Below are 26,870 nucleotides of genomic sequence, written 5' to 3'. Positions count from 1 at the left end.
ATGTCCGCGCGCCTGCTCTATGTAATGGACCCGATGTGTTCCTGGTGCTGGGGCTTTGCCCCGGTGGCGCAGGCACTGGTAGAGCAGGCCCAGGCGGCCGGCGTCGACGTGCACCTGGTGGTGGGCGGCCTGCGGACCGGCAGTGGCGCGGCGCTGGAGCCGACCACGCGGCGCTATATCCTTGAACATTGGCAGGCGGTCACCGAGGCCACCGGGCAGCCGTTCAAGCGCGAAGGGGCGTTGCCCGACGGTTTTGTGTATGACACCGAGCCTGCGTGCCGTGCCATCGTTACCGCCCGCAGCCTGGCGCCGGATTGCGCGTGGACATTGCTGGGGCTGATCCAGCGGGCCTTTTATGTCCAGGGGCGCGACGTGACCCTGGCCAAGGTGCTGGTGGAACTGGCCGAACAAGCCGGCATCCCGCGAATCGAGTTTGCCGGCGAGTTCGACCGTGCCGAGCAGCATGCCGCCACGGCCGCCGATTTCACCTGGGTGCAGGATCTGGGCATCGCCGGGTTCCCGACGCTGCTGGCCGAGCGCGACGGCCAGCTGGCGCTGTTGACCAATGGCTACCAGCCGCTGTCCGAGTTGTCGCCGTTACTGGGTCGATGGCTGGAGCGAGCAGCCTGTGCATGATCAACCCGATAAAGAACCCGGCAAGCGCACCGATCGACTGACCTGGGCGGAAATTCGCCGCCTGGCCCTGCGTCACAGGAAATCCCTATGGATCGCCAATGGCGTCGCCGTGCTGGCGACCCTGTGCAGCGTGCCCATTCCTTTGCTGTTGCCGTTGCTGGTGGACGAAGTGCTGCTGGGCCGTGGCGACGCCGCGCTCAAGGTGATGAACCACGCGCTGCCTCTGGGTTGGCAGAAAGCCGCCGGCTATATCGGCCTGATGCTGCTGGTGACCCTGTTGCTGCGCTGCGGCGCGCTGCTGTTCAACGTGGTGCAGGCGCGGCTGTTCGCCCGGTTGGCCAAGGACATCGTGTACCGCATCCGCGTGCGTCTGATCGAGCGGCTCAAGCGCATCTCCCTGGGCGAATACGAAAGCCTGGGCAGCGGCACGGTGACCACGCACCTGGTCACCGACCTGGATACGCTGGACAAATTCATCGGTGAAACCCTCAGCCGCTTTCTGGTGGCGATGCTGACGCTGTTCGGCACCTCGGCGATCCTGGTGTGGATGCATTGGCAACTGGCGCTGCTGATCCTGTTGTTCAACCCGCTGGTGATCTACGCCACGGTGCAATTGGGCAAGCGCGTCAAACACCTCAAGAAGCTGGAAAACGACAGCACCTCGCGCTTTACCCAGGCGCTGACCGAAACCCTGGACGCCATCCAGGAAGTGCGCGCCGGCAACCGCCAGGGCTTCTTCCTCGGCCGGCTCGGCCAGCGCGCCCAGGAAGTGCGTGACTACGCGATCCATTCGCAGTGGAAAACCGACGCGTCCAGCCGTGCCAGCGGGCTGCTGTTCCAGTTCGGTATCGACATCTTCCGCGCGGCGGCGATGCTCACCGTGCTGTTTTCCGACCTTTCCATCGGCCAGATGCTCGCGGTGTTCAGCTACCTGTGGTTCATGATCGGCCCGGTGGAACAGTTGCTGAACCTGCAATACGCCTATTACGCGGCGGGCGGTGCGCTGACGCGGATCAACGAACTGCTGGCGCGCGCCGATGAGCCGCAATACCCCGGCGGTGAAGATCCGTTCAGCGGGCACGATACCGTCGGCATCGACGTGCGCGGGCTGGATTTCGGCTACGGCGAAGACCTGGTGCTCGACCAGTTGAACCTGAGCATCGCTCCCGGTGAGAAAGTCGCGATTGTCGGCGCCAGCGGTGGCGGCAAAAGTACCCTGGTGCAATTGCTCCTGGGGCTTTATACGCCCCAGGCCGGCAGCATCCGTTTTGGTGGCGCCACCCAGCAGGCGATTGGCCTGGAGATGATTCGCGAGCATGTCGCGGTGGTGTTGCAGCACCCGGCGCTGTTCAACGACACGGTACGCGCCAACCTGACCATGGGCCGTGATCGCAGCGACCAGGCCTGCTGGCAGGCGCTGGAAATCGCCCAATTGGACGCCACCGTCAAGGCTTTGCCTCTGGGCCTGGACAGCGTGGTGGGGCGTTCCGGTGTACGGTTTTCCGGCGGCCAGCGCCAGCGCCTGGCGATTGCGCGGATGGTGCTGGCCGAGCCGAAAGTGGTGATCCTCGATGAGGCCACCTCGGCCCTGGACGCCGCCACCGAGTACAACCTGCACCAGGCGCTGGCGCGGTTTCTCAGCGGTCGTACTACACTGATCATCGCTCACCGTCTGTCGGCGGTAAAACAGGCGGACCGCGTATTAGTGTTTGATGGCGGGCATATTGCCGAAGATGGCGACCACCAGCAGCTGATCGCCGATGGCGGCCTATACGCCAAGCTTTATGGACACTTGCAACAAGTGCGTTGATTCAGCTTAGGCTGTGCGACATGAAAGTGGTTTTTAGCGTGCGTAGTCAGTGGTGCATATGCAAGGGACTTCATGAAGCGAAAGCGGACTCTCGGAACGCCTCGGCTGTTGGGCATTGTGTGGCCCTTTATCGCGGTTGTGCTGTTCCAGGCACTGCTGGGCTGCGTCAGCCTGTACATGCTTTCGGCGGTGCGCGGTTATGTGGGCGGCGAAAGCCTGTGGTCCAAAGGCCAGAAGGATGCCATCTATTATCTGACGCTGTACGCCGATAACCGCGACGAAAGCACCTACCTCAAATACCAGCAGGCCATTGCGGTGCCCCAGGGCGGCCACGAGCTGCGCATCGCCCTGGATCGTCCCACGCCCGACCTGAACGCCGCGCGCCTGGGCATCCTCAAGGGCGGCAATCACCCGGACGACGTCTCCAGCCTGATCTGGCTGTACCTGAACTTTCGCCATTTCAGCTACCTGGAAAAGGCCATCGAGCTATGGACGGTGGGCGATGGCTACCTGGTCCAGCTGGACAACCTGGCCCGCGAGATGCACGCCGCGATCAGTGCCGACCGGGTCAACGCCAACGATGTGCGTCAATGGAAGGCGCATATCATCGCGATCAACGACGGTGTGACGCCGGCCGCCAAAGCCTTCAGCGACGCCTTGGGCGAAGGTTCGCGGGTGATCCTGCGGCTGTTACTGATCACCAACCTGGCCACCGCCCTGGGGTTGATCGTGCTGGCGCTTTTGCGCACCCATAAGTTGCTGGCCCAGCGTCATGCCTTTGCCAATGCTTTGCAGGTAGAGAAGGAGCGGGCGCAGATCACTCTGGAGTCGATTGGCGACGGTGTGATTACGACCAATGTCGATGGCGCCATTACTTACATGAACCCGGCGGCCGAGGCGCTCACCCATTGGAAGTCGAGCCAGGCCCAGGGCCTGCCCCTGGCGGCGCTGTTCAACCTGCTGGATGACAATGCCCAGCCCGATGCCTTTACCCTGATCGAGCACATCGTCAAGGGCCAGCTCAGGGGCGGCAGCGAGCATGCCAAGACCATCCAGCGCCTGGATGGCAGCACGGTGTCGGTCACCTTGGTGGGCGCGCCCATCCGCAGCGGCGGCCAGGTCAGCGGCGCGGTGCTGGTGTTGCATGACATGACCCAGGAGCGTCAATACATTGCCAACCTGTCATGGCAGGCAACCCACGACGCCCTGACCGGCCTGGCCAACCGCCGCGAATTCGAATTCCGCCTGGAGCAGGTGCTGCATCCTGCGGCCAGTCAGCCAGGCGCGCGGCACGCGTTGATGTTTCTGGACCTGGACCAGTTCAAGCTGGTCAACGATACCTGTGGCCATGCGGCGGGCGATGAACTGTTGCGGCATATCTGCGCGTTGTTGCAGTCGGACCTGCGTGAAGGCGATACCCTGGCTCGCCTGGGCGGCGATGAGTTCGGCATTTTGTTGGAAAACTGCCCGGCGCACGCGGCGGAAAAAATCGCCGAGAGCCTGCGCCATACCGTGCAGAGCCTGCATTTTGTGTGGAAGGGCCGGCCGTTCGTGACCACCGTGAGCATCGGCCTGGTGCATATCGCCCATACCCCGACCAGCCTGGAAGCGTCGCTGCGCGCCGCGGACATGGCGTGCTACATGGCCAAGGAAAAGGGCCGCAACCGCGTGCAGGTGTATCACCCCGACGATTCCGAGCTGTCCGTGCGTTTTGGCGAGATGGCCTGGGTGCAGCGCCTGCACATGGCGCTGGAAGAAAACCGCTTCTGCCTGTATGCCCAGGAAATCGCGGCCCTCGGCCCCACCGAGGGTGGCAGCGGGCACATCGAAATCCTGTTGCGCCTGCACGACGAAGCCGGCCGCATCATCCTGCCCGACAGTTTTATCCCGGCGGCCGAGCGTTATGGCCTGATGACATCCCTGGATCGTTGGGTGGTCGAGAACGTGTTCAAGATCATAGCCCGTTGCCAGCAGGAGCGTCCGGGCCGTTCTATGGCCATGTGTGCGATTAATCTGTCAGGCATCACCATCGGAGATGACGACTTTTTAGGATTTTTACATGAGAAATTCGAGACTTATCGCATTGCGCCGGAAATGATTTGTTTTGAAATAACCGAGACCAGCGCTATCGCCAATTTGGGCAGCGCCATTCGTTTTATTAATGAACTCAAAGCGTTAGGTTGCCACTTTTCGCTGGACGATTTTTGCGCCGGAATGTCCTCGTTCGCGTATCTGAAACATTTACCTGTAGACTTCCTGAAGATCGATGGAAGTTTCGTAAAGGATATGCTGGACGACCCGATTAACCGCGCCATGGTCGAAGTGATCAACCACATCGGCCACGTCATGGGTAAGCGCACAATTGCCGAGTTTGTTGAAACACCGCAGATCGAACAGGCACTGCTCGACATAGGTGTGGATTACGCTCAGGGCTACCTGATCGAACAGCCGCAATTGTTTACCTTTGACAGCCTGCAGTGTCGACCCGAGCGGCCGCAGCCTTTGTTGCTCAAGGCGCCCGGCACATTCCGCTGAAACAACCGCCGGTCTGTAAATCACACTTAAAAAGGAGCCTTATAGTGATCGACACATTCAACAGAACCGGCCCGCTGATGGAAGCCTCAAGTTACCCCGCCTGGGCACAGCAACTGATCCAGGACTGTAGCGAGAGCAAGCGCCGGGTGGTCGAACACGAACTGTACCAGCGCATGCGCGATAACACGCTGAGCGCACGTACCCTGCGCCACTACCTCATCGGTGGCTGGCCTGTGGTGGAACAGTTTGCCTTATACATGGCACAGAACCTCACCAAGACCAAGTTTGCCCGCCATCCTGGGGAGGATATGGCGCGCCGGTGGCTGATGCGCAATATTCGCGTGGAACTCAACCACGCCGATTATTGGGTGAATTGGGCCGCGGCCCATGGCGTCAGCCTGGAAGAGCTGCAGGCCCAGAACGTACCGCCTGAGTTGCACGCGTTGAGTCATTGGTGCTGGCACACCAGTTCGGCCGACTCGCTGATCGTGGCCATTGCCGCCACCAACTACGCGATCGAGGGCGCGACCGGGGAGTGGTCGGCCGTGGTGTGCTCCACCGGCGTGTACGCGGCGGCCTTCCCCGAGGAGGAGCGCAAGCGGGCGATGAAGTGGTTGAAGATGCACGCCCAGTACGACGATGCGCACCCATGGGAAGCCCTGGAAATCATCTGCACCCTGGCCGGGATGAACCCCAGCAAGGCCCTGCAGGTGGAGCTGCGCCAGGCCGTGTGCAAAAGCTACGACTATATGTACCTGTTCCTGGAAAGCTGCATGCGTCTGGAAAAAGACAAGCCTGCCGGCATCGCGAGCGCCACCGTGCGCGAGCGCCCGGCACGCGTCGCCAGCGAGGCCTGACAGGATGCGATGGCGGGGTGCCTACCCCGCCATTGCCAGGCGGTTGCGGCCTTCGCGCTTGGCCACATACAGGGCGTTGTCGGCCCGGCGCAGCACGCTTTCGACCGACTCGGCGGCCAGCAGAGTCGAACAACCCAGGCTTACCGTCAATTCGATCCGTTTGCCGTCCGCCCAATAGTCCTGGGCCTGCACTGCCTTGCGCAGGCGTTCACCGACCATTGCCGCCGCTTCCCGGCTGGTGTTGGACAGCAGGATCAGAAACTCTTCCCCGCCGAAGCGAAATACCATGTCCACATTGCGCAATTGCGCTTTGATGGTCGCCGCGACGCTGCGCAGCACGTCATCGCCGGCGGCGTGGCCGTGGGTGTCGTTGATCGTCTTGAAATGATCGATATCCAGCATCAGCAAGGACAGCGGGCTCATATGCCGACGGGCCATGTCGATTTCTCGTTGCAGCGTCTGGTCCATGGCGATGCGGTTGCCGGTCTCGGTCAGCGGATCACGCAGGGCACTGCGGGTCGCCGCACGGTAGAGCAGGGCGTTGCGCATCGGGTAGAGCAGGGTGGCCAGCAGCGATTCGAGCTGGCCCAGCTCTTCCTCTGTCAGGCGCTGGTTGCGCCGAAAGATCAATTCGCCGAGGTGTTCACCTTCGTGGCTCAGGCTGTAGCTCACGGAGTGGTGGCCGCGCTGGCCGAATTCCAGGCGCAGGTCGCTGGTTTCGTGACGGTAATGCAGGGCGTCCAGCGGAACCAGGCGTTGCACCTCACGAAAGAACACGCCGAGGATGCGCTCGGGTTCCAGGCTGGTCTGCAGTTGCAGGGTCAGTTGCTGGCGCAGTTGAGTAATGGTCGTAGGGCGTCGAGGAGGCAGAGACGGCTGGCCGAAACCCAGACGTTGCAATTTGGCGCGGTCGAAATCAATTGCGTTGGTCTGGGTAGGAGCTTTCATAAGCGTAGGGCCTCTAAGTGTCTTACAGGCCCGATGAGTGTGGCGAGTGCGAGGGGTCTTGCTGTTCCGTCAGTTACGTAAAACAGGGGAACAGTCTAAACCGCTTTGCAGAGGGTTTTAACCCCTGGGCACCGCCGCACGTCGTGTCATCGCTCGACCTGCTTGGAAGAGGTTAGAGCGAGATTCATGCCACTTTGTTTAAATAAATAAATATCCTTTTAAATCAATGACGCTTCCCTACCGCCCGAGCTGGCGCGCAGCGGGCCACGTCAGTTATTTGGCTGCCTGCACGAGCGTATCGTGATTGATCTGCGCGACGGACGTCACGCCAGTCAAGGTCATGGCTACGCGCATTTCCTTAGCGAAGATATCCAGCAGGTTCTCTACTCCATGCTGCCCGTCGGCGGCCAACGCATAGGAGGGCGCGCGGCCCAGCAGGCACGCCTTGGCGCCGAGGGCGAGCATGCGTACCACGTCGAGGCCGGAGCGGATGCCGGAGTCCACCAGTACCGTCAGGTTATCGCCCACGGCATCGGCAATGGTCGGCAACGCTTTGGCGGTGGACAGCACGCCGTCGAGTTGGCGGCCGCCGTGGTTGGATACCACGATGCCATCGGCACCGAAGCTCACCGCGTCCCGGGCATCCTGGGGGTCGAGGATGCCCTTGATGATCATCGGGCCTTTCCAGAACTCGCGGATCCATTCCAGGTCGCTCCAGCTGATCGATGGGTCGAAATTGCTGGCCAGCCAGCCGATGTAGTCTTCCAGGTGGGTGGGTTTGCCCAGGTACTTGGAGATATTGCCCAGGTCATGGGGGCGGCCCATCAGCCCCACATCGAAGGCCCATTGTGGCTTGGTGACGGCCTGCAGCATGCGCCGCGATGCCGCGAACGGCCCGGACATGCCCGAGTGGGCATCGCGATAACGCGCGCCCGGCGTGGGCATATCCACAGTAAATACCAGCGTGGTGACCCCGGCTGCCTGTGCGCGTTCCAGCGCATTGCGCATAAAACCGCGATCCTTGAGCACATACAGCTGAAACCAGATCGCCTGCGGACTTTGCGAGGCGACTTCTTCAATTGAACACACCGACACCGTCGACAGGCAGAACGGGATGCCCTTGTTGGCCGCCGCCTTGGCCGCCTGCACCTCGCCTCGACGGGCGTACATGCCGGTCAGGCCCACCGGGCTCAGGATCACCGGCATCGCCAGGGTCTGGCCGAGCACGGTGGTGCTGAGGCTGAGGTTGTCCACATTGCGCAGGATGCGCTGGCGCAGGCTGATGTCGGCCAGGTCCGCGCTGTTGGCTCGCAGCGTGTGTTCGGCATAGGCACCGCCGTCTATATAGTCGAACAGAAAACGCGGCAATTTGCGCTGCGCGGCGGCGCGGTAGTCGGAGGCGGACGAAATGATCATCAACAGTCAATCCACAGGGCAAGGTGGCTCCACCATAAGCCAACTTCTGGCATGATAAAAACAACTTTTATTACTGGCTGCCAGTCGCCAAGGGAATACCGATGAACCTCAGAACGCTGCGCGCCTTTGTCGAAGTGGTGCGCCAGGGCGGCTTCTCCCAGGCCGCCGAGGTGGTGTCCCTGACCCAATCCACCGTAAGCAAGGCGGTCAGGACCCTGGAGGAGGAGCTGGGCATGCCGCTGCTCAATCGCCTCGGCCATCGCAACCAACTGACAGCTGCCGGCGAAATTGCCTACCGCCGCGCCCAGGTATTGCTGGCCGAACACAGCGACCTGGTCAGCGAGATCAACGACCTGCGCGGCCTCAAGCGTGGCAGGTTGCGCATCGGCCTTCCCCCGGTGGGCTGCGGCGTGCTGTTTGCAACCATGTTCGCCACCTACCGCAGCCGCTACCCGGACATCGACATCGAACTGACCGAATACGGCAGCAAAAAACTGCGCGAATGCCTGGAAGCGGGGGAGGTGGACCTGGCCGCCTTGCTGCTGCCGGTCGATGACGTGTTCGACTACCAACCAGTGCGTAATGAACCGCTGATCGCGGTGCTGCCGCTCAATCACCCCTTGGCCGGGCGCGAACGCATTGACTTCACCGACCTGGCCGACTCGCCCTTCATTTTGTTCGAAGCTGGCTTCGCCCTGAACGCCAAGATCCTCGCCGCCTGTGAACGCAAAGGCGTTAACCCTCGCGTGACCGCACGCAGCGGGCAGATCGACTTCATCGTCGACCTGGTCGCCGCCGGCCTGGGCGTGGCCTTTCTGCCGCGCATGCTGGCGCATAAGCATCAACACGCCGGCATCGCCTTGATCGCACTGGACGAACCGCACACCGACTGGCACATCGCCCTGGCCTGGCGCGCCAACGCCCACCTGCCACCCGCCGCCCGCGCTTGGCTGGACCTGGCCGCCGAACAGCCACTGGGCAGTGCGCAAAGAATCTAAACGCTCCGTTTACCAGGCAATGCTTGACTTCTCCTTTTCAATCAGTAACATACGGCGCATTCCGCGATAGCTCAGTTGGTAGAGCAAATGACTGTTAATCATTGGGTCCCTGGTTCGAGTCCAGGTCGTGGAGCCAGATAGGGAAAAGCCTGCAGCGATGCAGGTTTTTTTTTGCCTTGGATTTTTCCGGCGGAGTCAAAGCTCACAGCATGAACGCGTCTCTAATCCCGCTATGAATGAACACGGTCTTACGTCCTCGCCACCCCCGGCACATCCATGTTGATTTTGCGCCAGCACGCTTCAGAGAAACTGTAAGCCGAAAAAGCAATCAGCCCCAGGGCCATCACCATCAAGATCAACCACCCAGCGGGTAGGTTCTGGAGCGCATCCAGTGCCTCTTTCATACCGGGTGGGTCCATGGCTTGATAAGTGGAACCGCTGATCGCCAATAACACGGCAATTTCTAAAAACACCACGCCACGGGCGATCAGTCCGAATCGTGAGACGGGGCGCACGTAGCGCATGACATCTTCGTCGGCCTCAAAATATTTTTCGAACGATGCCTTCCAGCCCTTGATGATGTGAGCAATGCCCACTCCGAGCGGAATGAGGGCGATCAGGTACACCAGCATGTTCGAGTGTTCCCAAGACAACAGATGGGACAGCCAGTCTTTGGCCTGCCCCGTGGAATTGCCCGAGCTTTTAATGCCGCTTATCAGTAGACCCAGCGCAAAAAACGCCAGAGCGCCATTGACCATCCCCCCGGCAAATAAACCGGTTCGAATCACCAGGCCCTTGAATTCCTTGCCGTGATGATCGACGTCGCGGGTAGCCTGCAGCACGCGCCAACACGCGAATGAGAGCAGGCCTGCTACCACAATCCCAATTAAAAAATAGCCGAACGGTTGGCTGAGCACGGCTTCCAGGCTCTTGTGGCTATCCTTGGGTTTGGTCGAATCCTGGGCTGCCAGCAGTGCGAAGATACCGATGATCAGATACAGCACGCCCCGGGCGGCATAGCCTCCTCGAGCAAGTATCACAAGACTGTTTTGCGCTGACATTCGATGGATTCCTGAGATCTGATTCAAGAGCAGACCCTTCTTGCCGGGAGGGGTTCTATCCCGATACGCCCTCAAGCCATCCTTTAAATGCCAGAATCCCCTCACTAGACCGTTCTGGAGAACCCCATGCTTCGCGTATTCGAACAACGGCTCGACCCTTTCCCGCCCGACGAGACTCCCCCGCCTCCGGAAGGCCTGGCGCGATTTTTATGGGCCTGCACCCGTGGTGCCCGTGGTTATATCGTCGTGCTCGCGCTGCTCAGCGCCGGTGTGTCGATTTACGAGGCCTGGCTGTTTTCTTTTCTCGGACAGGTCGTGGACCTGCTGTCGACCTGGCAAGCCGGCGGCGATGCAGCCGGGCAGGAAAGCCGGGTGCTGTGGGGGATCGGTATCGTGCTGGTGACCAGTATCGGCCTGGTTGCGCTGCGCACGATGGTGCAGCACCAGATATTGGCGATCAATCTGCCGTTGCGGCTGCGTTGGGATTTCCATCGACTGATGCTGCGACAGAGCCTTTCCTTTTTCTCCGATGAGTTCTCCGGCCGCGTCACCACTAAGGTAATGCAGACGGCGCTGTCGGTACGCGAGGTGCTGTTCACCCTGATCGAGATGGCGCCTGGAATCGGCGTGTACTTCATCGCGCTTATCACGCTGGCCGGCGGCTTTGATCCCAAATTGATGCTGCCTTTCATTGGCTGGTTGGCGTTATTCGGCCTGGCCATGTGGTACTTCGTGCCGCGCCTGGGCAAAGTCGGGCAGGAACAGGCCAATGCGCGGTCATCAATGACCGGGCGCATTTCTGACGCCTACACCAACATCACCACCGTGAAGTTGTTCTCCCACTCAAAGCGTGAGGCGCATTTCGCGCGCGCGGCGATGGAGGATTTCAAGCAGACCGGCTTTCGCCAGATGCGCCTGGTCAGTCAGTTCGAGATCGTCAATCAGGCATTGGTGGTCGCGCTGATCATGGGCGCGGGCGGTTATGCCCTATGGCTGTGGCACCAAGGCGAAGTCGGCACCGGCGCGGTAGCCGCAATTACCGCCATGGCGCTGCGCGTCAACGGCATGTCGCACTGGATCATGTGGCAGATGACCTCGCTGTTCGAAAATATCGGCACCGTGCAGGATGGCATGCAAACCTTGACCCGCGGGCCCAAGGTGCAGGACGCGCCGGACGCCGCCACGCTGGTAACCAGCGGCGGCGCGGTGACCTTCGACAATGTGAGCTTCAATTACAACGGCGAACGCCAGGTCCTCGAGGGCCTGAGCCTGAACATCCGCCCAGGCGAAAAGATCGGCCTGGTAGGGCGTTCCGGCGCCGGTAAATCCACGCTCATCAACCTGTTGTTGCGCTTCTATGACGTGGACAAGGGGCAGATCTGCATCGATGGGCAAAATATCGCGCAGGTCACTCAGGACAGCCTGCGCAGCGCTATCGGCATGGTCACCCAGGACACGTCCCTGCTGCACCGCTCGATTCGCGACAACATCGCCTATGGGCGCCCCGACGCGACCGATGAGCAAATCCGCAGTGCTGCAGCCAGTGCCCAGGCCGACGGTTTCATCAGCCAACTGAGCGATAAGCAAGGTCACTCTGGCTACGACACGCTGGTTGGCGAGCGTGGCATCAAGCTGTCCGGCGGCCAGCGTCAACGGGTCGCCATCGCCCGAGTGATGCTCAAGAACGCTCCGATCCTGCTGCTTGACGAGGCCACCAGCGCGCTGGATTCAGAAGTGGAAGTCGCCATCCAGGAAAGCCTCGATGAAATGATGAAGGGCAAGACCGTCATTGCCATCGCCCATCGGCTGTCCACGATTGCGGCCATGGACAGGCTTATCGTCATGGATAACGGCCGTATCATCGAGCAAGGCACCCACGCTGAACTGCTCAGGAAGAACGGCACGTATGCGCGCTTATGGCACCACCAGAGCGGCGGGTTTCTGGGGGAGGATCAGGGGGTGGCCGAGACCACTGAATAGGCCTGCCCAGCACGCCCCTTCCGAGGGGCCGAACAGCCAGTCATCCGCCGCGAAAATTTTTTTTGGTCGGCGCTTGAAATTTTTCCCCCTGAACCTACTTAGGTTTTACGCGATGCCGAATACGGGTCGCGTATCAAATCACTTGGAGAAAACTCAGGAGATTTTGCAATGGCTACTACTCTCTCGTTGGCCCCACTGTTCCGCCACTCCGTTGGCTTTGACCGTTTCAACGACCTTTTTGAATCGGCGCTTCGCAGCGAGGCCGGTACCACGTACCCACCCCATAACGTCGAAAAGCACGGTGATGACCACTATCGGATCGTTATCGCAGCTGCCGGCCTGGTGGAGGACGACCTGGAGATCCAGGTAGAAAAAGGTGTGTTGACCGTCGCCGGCGGCAAGCGCGAACACGATGAAAACGTCACCTACCTGCACCAAGGTATCGCCCAGCGCGCGTTCCGCTTGTCGTTCCGCCTGGTCGACCACATCGAAGTGCAGGGCGCGCAGCTCTCCAATGGCTTGTTGAGCATTGATCTGCTCAGAGTCGTGCCGGAGGAAGCCAAGCCTAAGCGTATTGCGATTGGCGGTGCGAGCAAGGCTGACGTGAAGTCGATCAGCGAGCAGTAATACAGCAATGAATAAAGGCGCTCTTCGGAGCGCCTTTATTTTTCGCAACCCACTTCACGCCCCGCGGGCGCCACGGTAGAGGCCGCGACGTCCCACGTCACCAGCAGTTGGCTGATTGCTGCATCGAGTCTTGCATGGGGCACGTTATCCCGCGCCAGGATCGACACCCCCTGCAAAAAACTGTCAAACACGCTCGCCATCACCGCAGCCTCGGTCGTCTGAGGCAACTCGCCATCACGCACAGCCCGTTCCACACACGCCACAATCCCGGCCCGCGTGCGCAACCTCGACTGGCTCAGCGCATTCGCCACCCGCGCGTTCTCCGGGCTTGGCGCGCTCATCACGCCGAGCGCCACCATGCAGCCCTTGGGGTGGCCGTCTTCGCATTGCATGCGTACCGATTGGCGCAGTGCGGTTTCGATGGCTTGGCGCGGCGACAGGGATTCGTCCCACAGGCATTCGGTAACTTGGGCGTAGGTGGCCAGGTAGCGCTGCACGCACTCCTCGAACAACGCTTCTTTAGAGCCGAAGGCGGCGTAAAAACTGGGCGCGGAAATGCCGCCGCCCAGTCCGGCCTTGAGCTGGGCCAGGGAAGTGGCGTCATAGCCGTGCTGCCAGAACAGATGCAGGGCCTGTTCCACGGCCTGTTCACGGTCAAAACTACGTGGGCGGCCCATTTGTGCCATGTGACGTCTCCTTTGCAAAACGAGATAAATACTAGTCGATACATAAGTCGTTGACAACGCGTTGCGGTCCCCTGCAACATTTGTATCGATCAGTATCTAAATCCGTTCCTCAAGGAGTTTCCCGTGACCCCCTCACTGACGTTATCGGCTTCGTCCGACCGCTTGCCCATCGGCGCCTTGCTCGCGCTGGCGATGACCGGTTTCATCTGCATCGTCACCGAAACCCTGCCCGCCGGCCTGTTGCCGTTGATCAGTGACGGCCTGGAGATTTCGCCGTCGATGGCCGGGCAGATGGTCACCGCGTATGCGCTGGGGTCGGTGCTGGCGGTGATCCCCATGACCATTGCCACTCGCGGCTGGCGCCGGCGCAACGTGTTGCTGCTGACCATCGTCGGCTTCCTGCTGTTCAATTCCATCACCGCGTTGTCGTCCCACTATGGCGTAACCCTGGTGGCGCGCTTTTTCGCCGGGGTGGCGGCGGGGCTGGCCTGGAGCCTGCTGGCTGGTTACGCACGGCGCATGGTCGCGCCGCATCAACAGGGCAGGGCGCTGGCGTTGGCGATGGTGGGTACGCCGATTGCGCTGTCGCTGGGTGTGCCGCTGGGCACCTGGCTCGGTGGCCTGGTGGGCTGGCGCACCACCTTTGGGCTGATGTCGGGCGTGAGCCTGGTGCTGATCGGCTGGGTGTTGGTGAAAGTCCCGGACTTCGCGCCGCAGCCCGCGCATCAACGCCGCTCATTGCGCAAGGTATTGACCACGCCGGGCGTACGCCCGGTGCTGGCAGTGGTGATCAGTTGGATGTTGGCCCACAACATTCTGTACACCTACATTGCTCCATTCGTGACGCCGGCGGGCCTGGCCGAGCGCGTGGACCTGGTCCTGCTGGTCTTCGGCATCGCCGCGTTAGCGGGCATTTGGGTCACGGCCAGACTGGTCGAGCCGTTATTACGCAACACTGTGCTGGTGAGCCTGGCGACGTTCGCGGCGGTAAGCGTGCTATTCGGTTTGCTGGGGCAGGTGCCGCAGGTGATCTACCTCGGCGTGGCGGTATGGGGCCTGAGCTTCGGCGGTGCCGCGACCTTGCTGCAAACCGCCCTGGCGGATGCGGCGGGGGATGGCGCGGATGTGGCGTTGTCGCTGAACGTGGTGGCGTGGAACAGCGCGATCGCGGGCAGCGGCGTGGCAGGTGGGGTGCTGCTGGACACGTGGGGTGTGGCCGCATTTGCGTGGGCGATGCTGCTATTGGTGGGCGTGGCGTTTGCCATTGCCTGGGCGGCCAGCGCCCATGGCTTCAAGCCGGGCGCGCGGGGTGCGGGAAAACCTACATCGCTCGGGCACTAATCTGACATTCGTTAGTCCATAATCCTCGAAATATCATTCACTTGGCCCCGTACGCGGGGCCTGCCGCGTCACTCTCTTTCGAAGATTCAATCCATGCACCTACGCAAAATTGCAGTTGGGCTATCGGCCTTTGTTTTGTTTTCAGCCGGGGCACAGGCTCGTGGCGCGATAGACCTTTACTCCCCTCAGGAACGACAATTGTCGTTCGACCACTGCGCCGATGTCTTTCCAGGCGCGACGCCGATCAAAACCGCGACCATCCCCGCCGGCATGAAACCCCTGGCGTTGTGCTCCGACCATTTCGCGGTGCTGTATTCGCAGACCAGCAAGACGCCGCTGGTGGTGGTGGAGCGTCTCAACGCGCGCCAGCTCAAGGACGCGAAAGGCGAAGAACGTACCAACCATTTCTATGCGGACCCGCGCATTCCCAAGGGCGCGCGCGCGGAGCTGAGCGACTACCGTGGCCTGCAACCGGCCATGGATCGCGGCCATCAATCCCCCGCTGCCGATGCACCCGACGCCAAGGCCATGGCCCAGTCGTTTGCGCTGTCGAACATGGTGCCCCAGGACCCCACCAACAACCGCAAGATCTGGAGCAAGGTCGAGGCCGATGTGCGCAAGTTCGCCTTGCGCGCCGGCGGCGACGTGTACGTGTTCACCGGGCCGTTGTTCGACGAGGGCTACGGCACCATCGGTGCCAACCAGGTCTGGGTGCCGACGCGGCTGTTCAAGCTGGTGTACGACGCATCGTCCCAGCGCGCCTGGGCCTACGTGTTGCCCAACGCCGAGACCCGCATTCAAAAGCCCATGGACTACGACGCCTTCGTGAAAAGCACCGGGCTTAAACTGCTGGGTAATCTGCCGGTGTCGGGGTCGGTCGGGCGCACCTGATCAAGCGGCTTACCTGGCTTTTTTCAACGCTTTCAAGCGTTGGGTTGCGCGTTGCACCGCGGCCATTTTTTCGGGGCGTTTCATGCGTTTCCACTTGCGGATCTCGTCCTTGCTGCGCCCGCAGCTGACGCACAGGTCGCCGCTGAGCTGGCAAGTGGAGACGCAGGGGTTTTCGATGTCTTTAGCCAAGATTTCACCTCGCAAAACCGTAAAGGGACGCATCCTGTCAGCGCGATCGCCGCCTCGCTGAAGCTCGACAGCGCCCACAGGTTATACTCACCCGTTCGCAATCACCTCTTCAAACCAACCGAGATACCTCATGAGCACCTCGCTTCCTCTCGCTCCCGCGCGCCGGCCTGTCGCACCGTTGGTGGCCTTTATGATCCTGGTGCTGGGCGCCTTGTTCCTGCAAAGCAGCGTCGACTCGCGCCAGGTGCTGTTGCTGGTGGTCGGCGCCGCACTGGGCCTGACCCTCTACCACGCTGCCTTCGGTTTCACCTCCGCCTGGCGCGTGTTTATCAATGATCGCCGTGGCGCCGGCCTGCGGGCGCAAATGGTGATGCTGGCGCTGGCGGTGCTGCTGTTTTTCCCGGCGCTGGGGGCGGGCACCTTGTTCGGGCAACCGGTGGTCGGGCTGGTGGCGCCGGCCGGGGTGTCGGTGGTGGTTGGCGCGTTTATTTTCGGCATCGGCATGCAGTTGGGCGGCGGGTGCGCCTCGGGCACGTTGTTCACGGTGGGCGGCGGTAATGCACGCATGCTGGTGACCCTGTTGTTCTTTATCTGCGGCTCGCTGATCGCCACGCACCATGTGGATTGGTGGTTTGCGCTGCCGGCGTTCCCGGCGGTGTCCATCGTCAAAAGCTTCGGCGTAATGCCCGCGCTGCTCGCCAGCCTGGCCATGTTTGCGATCATTACGGCCGTCACCGTGCGCTTGGAAAAACGCCGTCACGGCCAGCTGGAAGCGGGCGTCACGAGCGAACATCACGGCTTGCGTCGCTTCCTGCGCGGGCCTTGGCCATTGGTGTGGGGCGCGATTGGCCTGGCGCTGCTCAACTACGCCACCTTGGCGCTGGCCGGGCGGCCGTGGGGGATTACGTCGGCATTCGCGCTGTGGGGCGCCAAGGTGGCGAGCGGCTTGGGTGTGGACGTGGCCAGCTGGGCGTTCTGGCAAATGCCGGGCAATGCCAAGGCCCTGGCCGCGCCGGTATGGGAAGACATCACCAGCGTCATGGACATCGGCATCGTCCTCGGTGCGCTGCTGGCTGCCGGCCTGGCCGGGCGTTTTGCCCCCAGCCTGAAGATCCCGGCGCGTTCGCTGCTGGCGGCGGTGATCGGCGGGCTGCTGCTCGGCTACGGGTCGCGCCTGGCGTACGGCTGCAACATCGGCGCCTACTTCAGCGGCATCGCCTCGGGCAGCCTGCATGGCTGGGTGTGGCTGGTGGCGGCGTTTATCGGTAACAGCGTGGGTGTGCGCCTGCGGCCGTTTTTCTTTGCGGGCGAGCGGCCCCAGGTGGCGCTGAGCGGTTGCTGAATCAGTCCTCCGGGCAAACGCTTGGCGCCTGTGCGGCCTCGGCCGCCAGCTTTTCCCGCTCGGCCTTGCTGATGTAGCGGTCCTTGCTTTTGGGTGCCAATTTGGCGCTGGCCTTTTTGGCCTTGGCCTTGAACAGCTGTTGCAGTTTTTTCTGGCGATTCATAGGTAGTTACCTGGAGTGTGCAGGCGCGGATGATACCAGCTTCAAAACCCGGCCCCGCTGCCTGGGTCGTTTTTCAGTGCCGATCTGTGCATTGAATCGCCATGCCTTTGGCTAATACTCGGGCCCCGCAACTCCCGAGTATTGAACGCTATAAGGAACACACCATGAGCCTGCACATCCGAACCCAACGCATGACCGTGCCTGAGCTGGTCGCCATGAAAGGCCAGCAGAAAATCGTCTCCCTCACGGCGTACACCAGCGCTATCGCCAAGCTGATCGACCCACTGGTGGACTTCATTCTGGTCGGTGACTCCACGGCCATGGTCGGCTATGGCCGGGCGTCGACCTTGAGCATGCAGCTCGAAGAAATCATCGGCCACACCCGCGCGGTGGTCGACAGCACCCGCCTGGCCTGTGTGATTGCCGACATGCCGTTTGGCAGCTATCAGGAATCCCATGAACAGGCTTTTCGCAATTGTGCCCAGGTGTTGGCGCGCACGGGCTGCGACGCGGTCAAATTGGAGGCCAACCAAGCGTTGGCGGGCACTGTGGCGTTTCTGGTGGCGCGCGGTATTCCGGTGATGGCGCACGTGGGGTTGATGCCTCAGTTCGTCAATGTGATGGGTGGGTTCAAAGCGCAGGGGCTCACGGCGCAAACCGGCGCCGTGATTGCCGAAGACGCCCGCGTCAATTTGGAGGCGGGCGCCTTCAGCCTGCTGCTCGAAGGGGTGGCCGAAGGCGTGGCGCGGCAGATTACCCACGATTCGGACAAGCCCACCATCGGCATCGGCGCTTCACCGGCCTGCGACGGGCAGGTGCTGGTCACCGAGGACCTGTTGGGCCTGGGCGGCGAGCGTCTGCCGCGCTTCGTCAAGCAGTACGCCGATGTCGGCGCGGTGATCCGCGAGGCGTGCGGGCAGTTCGCCGACGACGTGCGCCACGGCCGCTTCCCCGAAGCGCGGCACTGCTACGGGCTGTGACGGATCGCCCGGGCCAGCAATTGCACGGCCTGGGCGATGTCCTTGCTCCAGTCGAGGGTGTAGCTCAGGCGCACGTGCTGCGCCCAGCTGCCGTGCAGGCTGAACAACTGGCCTGGGGCGATCACGATGCGTTGAGCCAGCAGGCGCTCGAACACCTGCCGCATGTCCACCGGGCGCCTGGCCTCCAGCCAGAAACTCGCGCCGCCCTGGGGTTCGACCACGTGCCATTCGTCGTGCGTTCCGAGCAGGGCTTTCAGGCGCGTCATCCGTTCCTGCAATGCGGCGCGCAGCGTCACCAGGTGCTGGTCGATGCGCCTGGAGGTGAACAGCTTGGCGATTGCTTTCTGTCGGATGGGCGACAGGCGAAACCCGCGCGCCAGGAACAACCGCTGCAACTGAGACCCTTGCGCGCGACACAGCACATAGCCGTAGGGCGCCTCCGCGCCGATCACCTTGTCGAAGGTCGAGAACACCAGCAGCTTCTGCGGGTCGGCAAAGTCGCGGTAGCGGGCGGGGCGCGCCTCGAAATACAGCTCGCCGTAGGTGTCGTTTTCGAACAGCCAGATATCCTGCTGCGCCAACCAGGCGCAGATCTGCTGTTTATCCTGCGCCGGCATCACGCCGCCCTGGGGCGCGTTCACGCTGGATGACAGCACGGCCAGGCGGATCGGCTCTCGCTCCAGCAGCGCCTGGAAGGCGGCCAGGTCGAAGCGCCCGTCCGCGCCGAGGGGCATTTCAATCACGCGGATATCCGCCGCCTGCAATTGGCGCAGCACCGCCCAAGAACACGGCGATTCCACCACCGCCAGCGTGCCGCGCAACCCCAAAGCGCTGAGCGACAGGTCCAGCACGCTGTGCAGGTCCGAGCCGATATACACCTGTTCGGCTTGCCAATAGTTGTGAGTGGATTGGGTGTAGCGCGCGGCCAGCGCCGCACGCAACTCGGGCTCGCCGAATGGCAGGTACAGAGGGGTGAGGGAGCGTGGGTACTGGCGGGCCAGTTCGCGCTCCATCATCAACAAGGGGTTTTCCAACGACAGCAGCATCGCCGGGGCGTCGCTGCTCAGGGCCAGCATGCCCGGCTGGCGGGCATGGGCGAATACCCGGTCGAGCAAATCAGGCGAACCTTCGCGCGCGAACAGCCCCGGCACGGCCCGAGTGAAATAGCCAAGCTTGGGCCTGGCCTGGACACGTCCCTCGTCCTCCAGCAGCGCGTAGGCGTACTTGGTGGTCGACACCGACACCCCCAGGCGCTGTGCCAACTGGCGCAGGGACGGCAGCTTGCGTTCAGCTGTCGAAGGGCTCGCCTCGATCAACTCGACGAGGTAACGGTACACCGCCTGATAGGCGAAAGAAGCGTCGTCGGCGGTATCCATGAGCCCTCGGGTTAGCCAGGCTGGGCCACCAAGCTATTACTGATGTTGCGCCCCAGCACCAGCACTGTAACAAAACCGCAGCCCACCAGGGCCGTGGCCAGGCTCAACAGCACCGAGCTGCCCAACTGGTCGACGATGCGCCCGCCGAAGAACGAACCCAAGGCAATGATCACCTGGAACAACGCGACAAACAGCGGCATGCCGCGCTCCACATCCTTGGGTGCGACCACAAACATCCAGATACTGGCACAGGCCGGGAAGGCACCGAAGGCGAAGCCCCACAGCCCGATCAGCATGGCGGCGCCGGTCATACCGGTGGCGAAGTGAGGGAACAGCGCGGTGCTGGTGCCGATCATCAGGGCCACCAGCAACAGGGTGTGACGCACACTGCGGTTGGCGGCGAAACCGGCGAAGATATTGCCGAACACCCCGGCCACGCCGAACAGCAACAGCAGCGAACCAATCGTCGGCCCATCGAAGCCGGAACTGTATTTGAAGAACGGCGCGACATAGGTATAGGCCGCAAAATGCGCCAGGCCGATCAACAGCACCGCGATCAACCCGATCCGCGCCTGTGGGTTGATAAACAACGCCGGCAGGTCACTGATGCGAATGGCCTTCTCCGGGGTGAGGCGGGGCAGCAGGAACACCTGCGCCAGCAGCACCGGAACGCCCAGCAGCGCGGTCACCAGAAAGGTCATGCGCCACCCCATCAGGCCGCTGAGCCAGGTGCCCACGGGCACGCCGAGCACGGTGGCCAGGGTCACGCCCATCATAATGATCGAGGTGGCCTTCGCCACGTCCACGCCCCTGGGCGCCAGGCGCCCACTGAGGGCGATGGCCGTCGCCCAGAAACCGCCGATGCTGATCCCCAGCAAGACACGGCCGAATAACAGCAGGCTGAAATCACTGGCAAAGGCCACGACCGAGTTGGCGATGATCATGATCAACGTCAGGCCGATCAGCAGGTAGCGTCGGTCCATCGCGCCGATGCTCACCGACAGGAACGGGGCGGCGAGTGCGGCCATGATGCCCGGCAGCGTGACCATCAGCCCGGCGTGGCCGGCGCTGATACCGAGGTCGCCGGCCACGTCGTTGAGCACACCCACCGGCAGAAACTCACTGGTCACCAGGGCGAATGCCCCCACCGCGACCGAGAGAATCGCCAGCCACTGCTGTTTGACGCTTTGTTGATTATGTTCGGGACGGCCGCTGGGGGCCTGAGGGGCGCTTGGCATGGTACTGGGTTCCAAGGGAATGTCGCCTGAGGCCAGGCGAAGGGGAAGAATGGGAGGCGATTATAGGAATCGGGCCTGGCCACCCTATAGGCGAGCGGTTCGATAGTAATCATCAGTGCTATCGATGTGAGGGGGTTGAGCTAGGCGTATGTGATGATCGGTCCCGCGCTGCGCGTTGCAACGATCATTTGATGCATTGTGAGTGAGCAACCTGCGTTGCTTAATTGCGAAACGCGCGCCCCAAAAACTCACTGATCAGCCCCACCACCTGCTGCTGAATCACCGCCCGTGGCCTGGCTCACGTCCCTGGGCCTTTGCCACAACTGCGCGGCGGCGGCGGGGCTGCGGTCTTTGCTGGTGGTCCCAGGATGATTGACCGCCGCCACGATATAGCCCAGCCGCGCCAATGCGCTGGCCAACCACACCTGATTGCGCCAATTGCCGCCGTAACCGTGGGACAGCACCACCAGCGGAGGCTCCCCGGCCACCACCGGCGCGTTCTGCACGGCCGGGGCGCCGACGAACACCGGGTTGTCGGCGATCAGCTCGGGCACCGCGCCGGTAGCGGCGGGGTATCAGACAGTCAGTTCCAACGGGCGGTTGTTTTGCACATCGGGCAGGGTTGCGGTCTTGAAGCCGACAGGGCTTTGGGCAGCGAAGGCGGGAGTGGCCAGGGATAGCAGGAGCAGGGTGCGCAGTGCGGTTTTCATTGGTGATATCGTCCTTGATCGGAGGCCGAGTGTCATGACCCGGGGCGTTCGCTTACGGCATCGCGTAACCCTCATAATTCAGCGATATTCCGTTGCTTTGCGGGTAGCTCACATACACCACCACCGCGTCACTGCGGTCGACTAATGCGAAGGGCCATTTACCGTTGGCCTTGCGCATATTTTCGTACAGCGGCAAGAAAAAATCCTTGGTCTGACCCCGGGGATCGTAAGGTGCCTGCACGTGAAAAATCGGATAACGCCCTCCGTTACAGAGCTGGATGCGTTCGAGCTGAAAACTGTTTTTCTCCAGCAGGGTGCGGGTCGGGTGCTGCCAGGTGGCGAGGTCGACGTCTTGGCAGTCCTTGGCTTTTTCGCCGTACAGTGTGGTGTCCTGCAGGGCCGGGAGTGCATGAGCCATGCCGGGTAACAGCAGCAGAAGCAGGGGCAGGAAACGTGGCATGGCAGCACTCCGAGCTTGGGGGAGCGCGATTGTAGATGTTTTCTCCTCCCGCAGCGCAACGAAAGGACGTCCTCGCCACTTACGCTTGGGGCAGCCCCGTCACCGTATCCGCAATCGTATTGGTTCGCTGCGCCGTGCCTTCGGTGGCGCTGGACGGTCCCAGCGCGTCAAGTATTTCGCGCAGCGCGCCGACGCCGGAGCATTGGTCTTCGCTCTGTTGGGCAACGTGCTGGAGCTTGCCCGATAACACGTCGATATCCACACCTGTTTGCGCGGCGTTTGAAGGGCGAACACGACGCCGAAAAACAGGCATTTTTATAGCTGCAAGACGGGATTAGGAAGTTGCTGGCGAGTTCTTACATAAAGGTCTTACAGATAGGGACTTCATGTTTTTAGGACGTTGGTAACTTACCTTGGCTGAAAATTCATGCAATGGTAGAGGCGTATTCATATTGCAGGATTGGAATTAATTAGATTGGCCAATTATGACAGGAAGGTGCGATATGAGCAGTCCAGTTATGTCCTCGTTATTGCTACGTAGTTTGAGTTTAAAGACATTCACCGTTGTATTGCTTTTTGTATGGATGATATTGGTAGGTGGAAAATCAGATGCGGAGGAGCAGTCTATCACCAAAGTTGGCGCCCCAAGCCCCGTACTTGTTTTGTCGAATTCTGATACCAGTCCTGGTGTTGGGCTCGTAAGTTTTAATGTTTTTACCTCGGATATTCCACAAGGCACACTCATAAATCCCAAGCAGTTGCTGGAAATTCAATGGAATACCACTTATTACCCAGGCAGCGTGACTCAACGGGTGCAGTTTTGCTATTACCGTCCTTACAGTTCTCAAGAAAATTGTGTAGATATACGCTCGGGATCGTCCGGAACTCTTTACGACTTTAATAACCAGAGCTTTGATCACGGTGTGCGCGTCACTATCAAGCATTATGTATTAGGTGGAACACCCCCTTATACCCGACCTGCGGGTGCCGACTCGGTAACTTTCCGATATCGATATTGATGCGGCGCGAAGTGCCCGCAGCTAAATCCTCTGCGGATGACTTATAGTAACTGGAGGTGTTTTTAGGTAGCGTTATCGCTACTCCCTTATGAAGGAGGGGTGCCGTCGTGGTCAATCTAAATCCTGATGCCTCGTCGTCTTACCGTGATTTGGCAAGTCGGTCCGTTAGTGTCTATGGCGACCATGCTGTCGTGCCTGCGAGTGAGCGTGCGAGTGTGGTTATTTCACCCAATAGTCACACGGCGACCGAGACCGTTTCGATCCTTGCGCGTCAGTTAAGTGAAGCCGCAATACATGCCGAGAACCGTGTCGTCCAGCAAGACCCCAAACTGCTTGAACCGATCACAGGCGGCCACTATATCGCCGGTAAAGCGCAGCACGACGCAGAGACTCCCGTTGCCGATGACCCGGTCCTGAGGGCGCGGGCTCGGCAAGCTACCGGCTTCGTCAACGGCAGTGACGTCAACCCGTTCAAAGACCTGGCCCGCGATCAACTGAGCTTGATTGCCCACGATGACGGCGGCATCTTCACCATTAATGAACGACGCGCCGCTTGGTTGCAGATGCAGTCTGCGGTGTCTCCGACAGTCGCCAGTTCAACGCCAGGTCCCGGCCGCGAGCTGATGGTTGCGCGCTTGTTCGGTAGCCACGAGCCGCCGGTCGCCCTGCCGCCTGCGACCTACGAGAACGCGGGCCAGAGCGTTTTTGAATTTTTGCACCGCGATGATCGTGCACTGATCTCGGATATGTACGCCTACTTACAGGAGGAGGGTGCCGATCTGGGCTACGTGGACCAACTGGCTCATTCACTTGGCAGCTATCGTCGTGCGACCGATGGGCGCCAGCAGTTGAGCTCCAATAATGGCTACGATGCACAGGGCTATCGCGTAACGTTCAACTTCAAGCAAGAAGACGCCGAAACGGCCTCACGCATATTGAACGGTACGGCCATTACCAGTACCCGACTTGATCAGGGCTATTTGCGGCATATCCTCAATCCGGATTACGGGGCGCTCTCCAATATCGGCGGCCTGCCGTTCCTGGAAAAAATGGTGAATAGGTTCTCTGACGAAGGTGGCATGCAAACTGCGCTCGGCGATGAGTTCACCACTTTTAAAGCGACCCCGGTCGAAGACAACATCGTTGTGACCACCCACGAATCCATGAGGCTTGCGCCCTCCGAGGCACTTGCGGGTAGACTAAACGGCGTCTGGACCCTCTTTGAAAAAGGCAAGGCAGCGGGCTATACAATAGACCAGGCCACTGGCTTGCTGATCAAGCCAGTCGAGCCTTCTGATCTTGCTGGTCCGCAGCGCTCAGAGCCTGGCCTTGCCACAGGCGCAGCGCGTGACCGCACCCTGCTTGAGGCCCTTTCAGGCAACCGCGAAACGCCGACCAAGCGTTGGTTCTGGGCCGGCAATGTGTTCAACCTGATCAAAAGTTTAAAACCGTGAAACGGTGCATCAGCCGGGCGCCGCGGTGGCTAGCAGCGAACGAGCGTTACAGCCCTGGCGGCGCGGTTTGCCCCTACGCATGCGTCAGCCCCGTCAACGTATCGGCAATTGTCTTGGTCCGCTGCGCCGTGCCCTCAGTGGCGCGGCTCGACGCTTCCAGCGCATCGAGCATCTCGCGCAGCGCGCCGACCCCGGTGGATTGGTCTTCGATCTGTTGGGCAACGCGCTGGATCTCACTGGACAGCAGGTCAATATCCACGCCGATTTCCGCCGCATTCTTACGGGTGATTTCCGCCAGTTTGCGCACTTCGTCCGCCACCACCGCAAACCCACGGCCCAGGTCACCGGCGCGTGCCGCTTCAATGGCCGCGTTGAGCGCCAGCAGGTTGGTTTGCCCGGCGATCTGCTGGATCACCTGCACGATCGACTGAATACGCAAACTCGAACCCGCCAGCGTACGCGCCCCTTCCACCGCCACATCCGCCTGGCTGGACAAGCCTTCCACCGTGGACCCGGCCTGGGCCGACACCGCGTTCTGCTGGTCGATGGTCCCCACCAATTCATCCATCGACGCGTGCAACTCGCCCGAGTAATGCTTGAGTTGCGCTGCGATGTCTTCCTGCTGGCGCTCTGCCTGGGCCAGCACCATACCCAAGTCCGCTAGTCCCTCGAACACCGGCAGGATATTGCGATCCAGCCCGCGGGTATTAAGGGTGTTAGCAAAGTCGTTGTTTTTGAACGCGGCAATCTGCTTGACCACTACATGGTTCAATCCCGCCAGCTTCTTCACCTGCCGACGTAAGAAAAATGCCTTGAACTCGCCGTAATGGGCGATGAAATTGTCCACGTACTCGTCACTGAAACTTGCGCCTTTGCCCACCCGGAAAAAGAAAATCGCCGTCAGTGTCTGGTTAAGGTTCAAACCCAGGATTTCGCCAAAGGTGGAGAACCCCGCCAGCGGCACATCGCCGAACGTGCCGGCCATGCTGCCCAGTTCGGCGCCATTGTTCAGCCGCCGCAAGATGCAGTCATTCAAGATGCCCGCCACCGGTTGGCCGCCCTTGCCGCGTAGGAATTGTTCATAGTCCCGGCGCGTCGCCTCGCGCAATGGTGTACGCCGCACCATCACCAACTCTTCGCCCGGCGCCACGTCGCAGAACAGCTGCACGATCTGCTGCTCATAGTCGATGCGCGCGATGGAGCGCACAAACAACTCACTGCCCACGCGGATGGCAAACGAATAATCCGCCAGCTTCGGCTCCAGCGCCTGGGGCGTGCAATTGAAGGCATCACACAGCGCCTGCACCATGCTTTTGATGTTGCCCGCGCTGTCGATGACCTGGTCAATGGTGCGGTCCTCCACCGAAGCAGTCAGCACGCTGAAGGTCAAATCCGCCGGTTTAAAGTTCTGGCTCTTGAACACCCCAAATCGCACATGCGCCGCCGTCTTCAGGAACACAATCTGTGCATGGTTCTGATAGCTGCGCTGGCCGTCATGAATCAGCGTCTTCTGGAAATCCGACTTACCCCCGGCCGATCCCCCTACAAACAAACACGGGAATCGCCCCGACTCATACAACGCCTCCATAAAAAACGACTCCGACGCCGACAGCCCATCGAACACCACATACGCCAGCGTATCGCGATGATCGATCGAGGTGCGCACCTGCACACGCTTGATATTGGCCACCAACTTGGCAATTCGCTCCTGCATGCCCAGGCGCTTGCCACCGCTGCGAATGTCCTCGCACTCCAACGGCACCATCACCACCTCGGCCGAGGCGATCACACTGTCGTCGAACAACTGCAACACAATCCGATCCCAGCGCTCGCCGGTGGCGCAATACAGCGAATTGGGCGCATTGCAGAGCTCGCCGGAGGTGGTGCAAAGGCTTATGGTAGCGTGCGGGAACCGGCGTTTGAGCTTGGCGGCGATGGCGTCGATGTCCAGGTGCGGCGAGATGAAACCGGTGATCAGCGTGGGCGTGATGCGCTGGGCGGATAAAGCGGCGTCCAGGTCGCTGGCGGTACAGGTGAGGGTGGTGGTGCCTTGGCGAGCGGGCCGGGATTTTTTCAGAAGGGCGAGTGGATTCATGGGGTGGGGCTCGGTCGAATGGGGATGCGGGGGGCATGCGGTTAGTAGGGTTATCGGC

Annotated in this window: 24 protein-coding genes, 1 tRNA gene and 1 pseudogene; 14 read left to right on the top strand and 12 right to left on the bottom strand. The window is 61.2% G+C overall.

Annotation, left to right across the window (positions count from 1 at the left end; all coding sequences use genetic code 11):
• The 4 genes from G7025_RS00130 (at window position 1) to G7025_RS00115 (ending at window position 5,838) form a co-directional block, all read left to right on the top strand.
• Window positions 1-636, top strand: coding sequence for a DsbA family protein (locus G7025_RS00130; RefSeq protein ID WP_181075651.1), 636 nt, complete (start codon window positions 1-3; stop codon window positions 634-636).
• Complete coding sequence (locus tag G7025_RS00125; RefSeq protein WP_181075649.1) at window positions 629-2,446, top strand: ABC transporter ATP-binding protein; 1,818 nt, start codon at window positions 629-631, stop codon at window positions 2,444-2,446. The genes G7025_RS00130 and G7025_RS00125 overlap by 8 nt, the downstream gene beginning before the upstream one ends.
• A gap of 72 nt (window positions 2,447-2,518) precedes the next feature.
• Entirely contained in the window at window positions 2,519-4,981 is a 2,463-nt protein-coding gene (locus tag G7025_RS00120) for an EAL domain-containing protein (protein WP_181075648.1), read from the top strand.
• A gap of 77 nt (window positions 4,982-5,058) precedes the next feature.
• A complete protein-coding gene (locus G7025_RS00115; RefSeq protein WP_219855123.1) occupies window positions 5,059-5,838 on the top strand; it encodes a TenA family transcriptional regulator in 780 nt (259 codons plus the stop codon).
• A 21-nt stretch (window positions 5,839-5,859) separates the two neighbouring features.
• On the opposite strand, the gene G7025_RS00110 is transcribed toward G7025_RS00115, so the two are convergent.
• Window positions 5,860-6,786, bottom strand: coding sequence for a GGDEF domain-containing protein (locus G7025_RS00110; RefSeq protein WP_181075644.1), 927 nt, complete (start codon window positions 6,784-6,786; stop codon window positions 5,860-5,862).
• 273 nt (window positions 6,787-7,059) lie between these two features.
• Window positions 7,060-8,202, bottom strand: a complete 1,143-nt coding sequence (gene lldD, locus G7025_RS00105) for an FMN-dependent L-lactate dehydrogenase LldD (protein WP_181075642.1) — start codon at window positions 8,200-8,202, stop codon at window positions 7,060-7,062.
• Window positions 8,203-8,303: 101 nt separating this feature from the next.
• Here lldD and G7025_RS00100 point away from each other — a divergent pair, with 101 nt between their 5' ends.
• Together G7025_RS00100 and G7025_RS00095 are read left to right on the top strand one after the other, a co-directional pair.
• The gene (locus G7025_RS00100) at window positions 8,304-9,200 is read left to right on the top strand and encodes a LysR family transcriptional regulator (RefSeq protein WP_181075640.1); all 897 of its coding nucleotides are present in this window, start codon (window positions 8,304-8,306) and stop codon (window positions 9,198-9,200) included.
• 60 nt (window positions 9,201-9,260) lie between these two features.
• A tRNA-Asn gene (locus G7025_RS00095) sits at window positions 9,261-9,336 on the top strand.
• A 112-nt stretch (window positions 9,337-9,448) separates the two neighbouring features.
• Here G7025_RS00095 and G7025_RS00090 read toward each other — a convergent pair.
• On the bottom strand, window positions 9,449-10,261 hold the full coding sequence (locus tag G7025_RS00090) for a DUF1206 domain-containing protein (protein WP_181075638.1): 813 nt from the start codon (window positions 10,259-10,261) through the stop codon (window positions 9,449-9,451).
• 126 nt (window positions 10,262-10,387) lie between these two features.
• Here G7025_RS00090 and G7025_RS00085 point away from each other — a divergent pair, with 126 nt between their 5' ends.
• Together G7025_RS00085 and G7025_RS00080 are read left to right on the top strand one after the other, a co-directional pair.
• Window positions 10,388-12,241: an ABC transporter ATP-binding protein gene (locus G7025_RS00085; RefSeq protein WP_181075636.1), complete on the top strand. Its 1,854-nt coding sequence runs from the start codon at window positions 10,388-10,390 to the stop codon at window positions 12,239-12,241.
• A 168-nt stretch (window positions 12,242-12,409) separates the two neighbouring features.
• Entirely contained in the window at window positions 12,410-12,868 is a 459-nt protein-coding gene (locus G7025_RS00080) for an Hsp20 family protein (protein ID WP_181075634.1), read from the top strand.
• Window positions 12,869-12,903: 35 nt separating this feature from the next.
• On the opposite strand, the gene G7025_RS00075 is transcribed toward G7025_RS00080, so the two are convergent.
• A complete protein-coding gene (locus G7025_RS00075) occupies window positions 12,904-13,554 on the bottom strand; it encodes a TetR/AcrR family transcriptional regulator (protein WP_181075633.1) in 651 nt (216 codons plus the stop codon).
• 123 nt (window positions 13,555-13,677) lie between these two features.
• On the opposite strand from G7025_RS00075, the gene G7025_RS00070 reads away from it, so the two are divergent.
• Both G7025_RS00070 and G7025_RS00065 read left to right on the top strand, forming a co-directional pair.
• A complete protein-coding gene (locus G7025_RS00070; RefSeq protein ID WP_181075631.1) occupies window positions 13,678-14,895 on the top strand; it encodes an MFS transporter in 1,218 nt (405 codons plus the stop codon).
• A gap of 93 nt (window positions 14,896-14,988) precedes the next feature.
• Window positions 14,989-15,786, top strand: coding sequence for a DNA/RNA non-specific endonuclease (locus tag G7025_RS00065; RefSeq protein ID WP_181075629.1), 798 nt, complete (start codon window positions 14,989-14,991; stop codon window positions 15,784-15,786).
• 9 nt (window positions 15,787-15,795) lie between these two features.
• On the opposite strand, the gene G7025_RS00060 is transcribed toward G7025_RS00065, so the two are convergent.
• Window positions 15,796-15,975, bottom strand: coding sequence for a DUF1289 domain-containing protein (locus G7025_RS00060; protein ID WP_027604002.1), 180 nt, complete (start codon window positions 15,973-15,975; stop codon window positions 15,796-15,798).
• 130 nt (window positions 15,976-16,105) lie between these two features.
• Between G7025_RS00060 and G7025_RS00055 the strand changes: the two genes are divergently transcribed.
• Entirely contained in the window at window positions 16,106-17,317 is a 1,212-nt protein-coding gene (locus tag G7025_RS00055; RefSeq protein ID WP_181075627.1) for a YeeE/YedE family protein, read from the top strand.
• 1 nt (window position 17,318) lies between these two features.
• Here G7025_RS00055 and G7025_RS00050 read toward each other — a convergent pair whose 3' ends face one another.
• Window positions 17,319-17,480 carry a DUF2986 domain-containing protein gene (locus G7025_RS00050; RefSeq protein ID WP_181075625.1) on the bottom strand — a complete coding sequence of 54 codons (162 nt, stop codon included), beginning with the start codon at window positions 17,478-17,480 and terminating at the stop codon, window positions 17,319-17,321.
• A gap of 164 nt (window positions 17,481-17,644) precedes the next feature.
• Here G7025_RS00050 and panB point away from each other — a divergent pair, with 164 nt between their 5' ends.
• Complete coding sequence (panB, locus tag G7025_RS00045) at window positions 17,645-18,460, top strand: 3-methyl-2-oxobutanoate hydroxymethyltransferase (protein WP_181075623.1); 816 nt, start codon at window positions 17,645-17,647, stop codon at window positions 18,458-18,460.
• On the opposite strand, the gene G7025_RS00040 is transcribed toward panB, so the two are convergent.
• From G7025_RS00040 to G7025_RS00020, 5 genes and pseudogenes are all read right to left on the bottom strand, one after another.
• Window positions 18,448-19,836, bottom strand: a complete 1,389-nt coding sequence (locus tag G7025_RS00040) for an aminotransferase-like domain-containing protein (protein WP_181075621.1) — start codon at window positions 19,834-19,836, stop codon at window positions 18,448-18,450. The two genes, panB and G7025_RS00040, sit on opposite strands and share 13 nt — an antisense overlap.
• An 11-nt stretch (window positions 19,837-19,847) precedes the next feature.
• Entirely contained in the window at window positions 19,848-21,074 is a 1,227-nt protein-coding gene (locus tag G7025_RS00035; RefSeq protein WP_181075619.1) for an MFS transporter, read from the bottom strand.
• 290 nt (window positions 21,075-21,364) lie between these two features.
• A pseudogene (locus G7025_RS00030) lies at window positions 21,365-21,784 on the bottom strand (alpha/beta hydrolase family protein); the annotation flags it as partial.
• Window positions 21,785-21,836: 52 nt separating this feature from the next.
• Complete coding sequence (locus G7025_RS00025) at window positions 21,837-22,244, bottom strand: hypothetical protein (RefSeq protein ID WP_181075617.1); 408 nt, start codon at window positions 22,242-22,244, stop codon at window positions 21,837-21,839.
• A 79-nt stretch (window positions 22,245-22,323) separates the two neighbouring features.
• Window positions 22,324-22,506, bottom strand: coding sequence for a hypothetical protein (locus G7025_RS00020; protein WP_181075615.1), 183 nt, complete (start codon window positions 22,504-22,506; stop codon window positions 22,324-22,326).
• Window positions 22,507-22,747: 241 nt separating this feature from the next.
• Here G7025_RS00020 and G7025_RS00015 point away from each other — a divergent pair, with 241 nt between their 5' ends.
• Both G7025_RS00015 and G7025_RS00010 read left to right on the top strand, forming a co-directional pair.
• Window positions 22,748-23,263 (top strand): hypothetical protein, encoded by a 516-nt coding sequence (locus G7025_RS00015; protein WP_181075613.1) that lies wholly within the window; start codon window positions 22,748-22,750, stop codon window positions 23,261-23,263.
• Window positions 23,264-23,370: 107 nt separating this feature from the next.
• Window positions 23,371-24,717 carry a hypothetical protein gene (locus G7025_RS00010; protein ID WP_181075611.1) on the top strand — a complete coding sequence of 449 codons (1,347 nt, stop codon included), beginning with the start codon at window positions 23,371-23,373 and terminating at the stop codon, window positions 24,715-24,717.
• A gap of 73 nt (window positions 24,718-24,790) precedes the next feature.
• Here G7025_RS00010 and G7025_RS00005 read toward each other — a convergent pair whose 3' ends face one another.
• Complete coding sequence (locus G7025_RS00005) at window positions 24,791-26,812, bottom strand: FIST N-terminal domain-containing protein (protein WP_181075609.1); 2,022 nt, start codon at window positions 26,810-26,812, stop codon at window positions 24,791-24,793.
• Window positions 26,813-26,870: the final 58 nt, after the last annotated feature.

Source organism: Pseudomonas lurida, from assembly GCF_013522705.1.
GTDB lineage: Bacteria > Pseudomonadota > Gammaproteobacteria > Pseudomonadales > Pseudomonadaceae > Aquipseudomonas > Aquipseudomonas quebecensis.
Note: the sequence above shows the minus strand (reverse complement) of the source record. Positions and strands in the feature narration are given on the sequence as shown.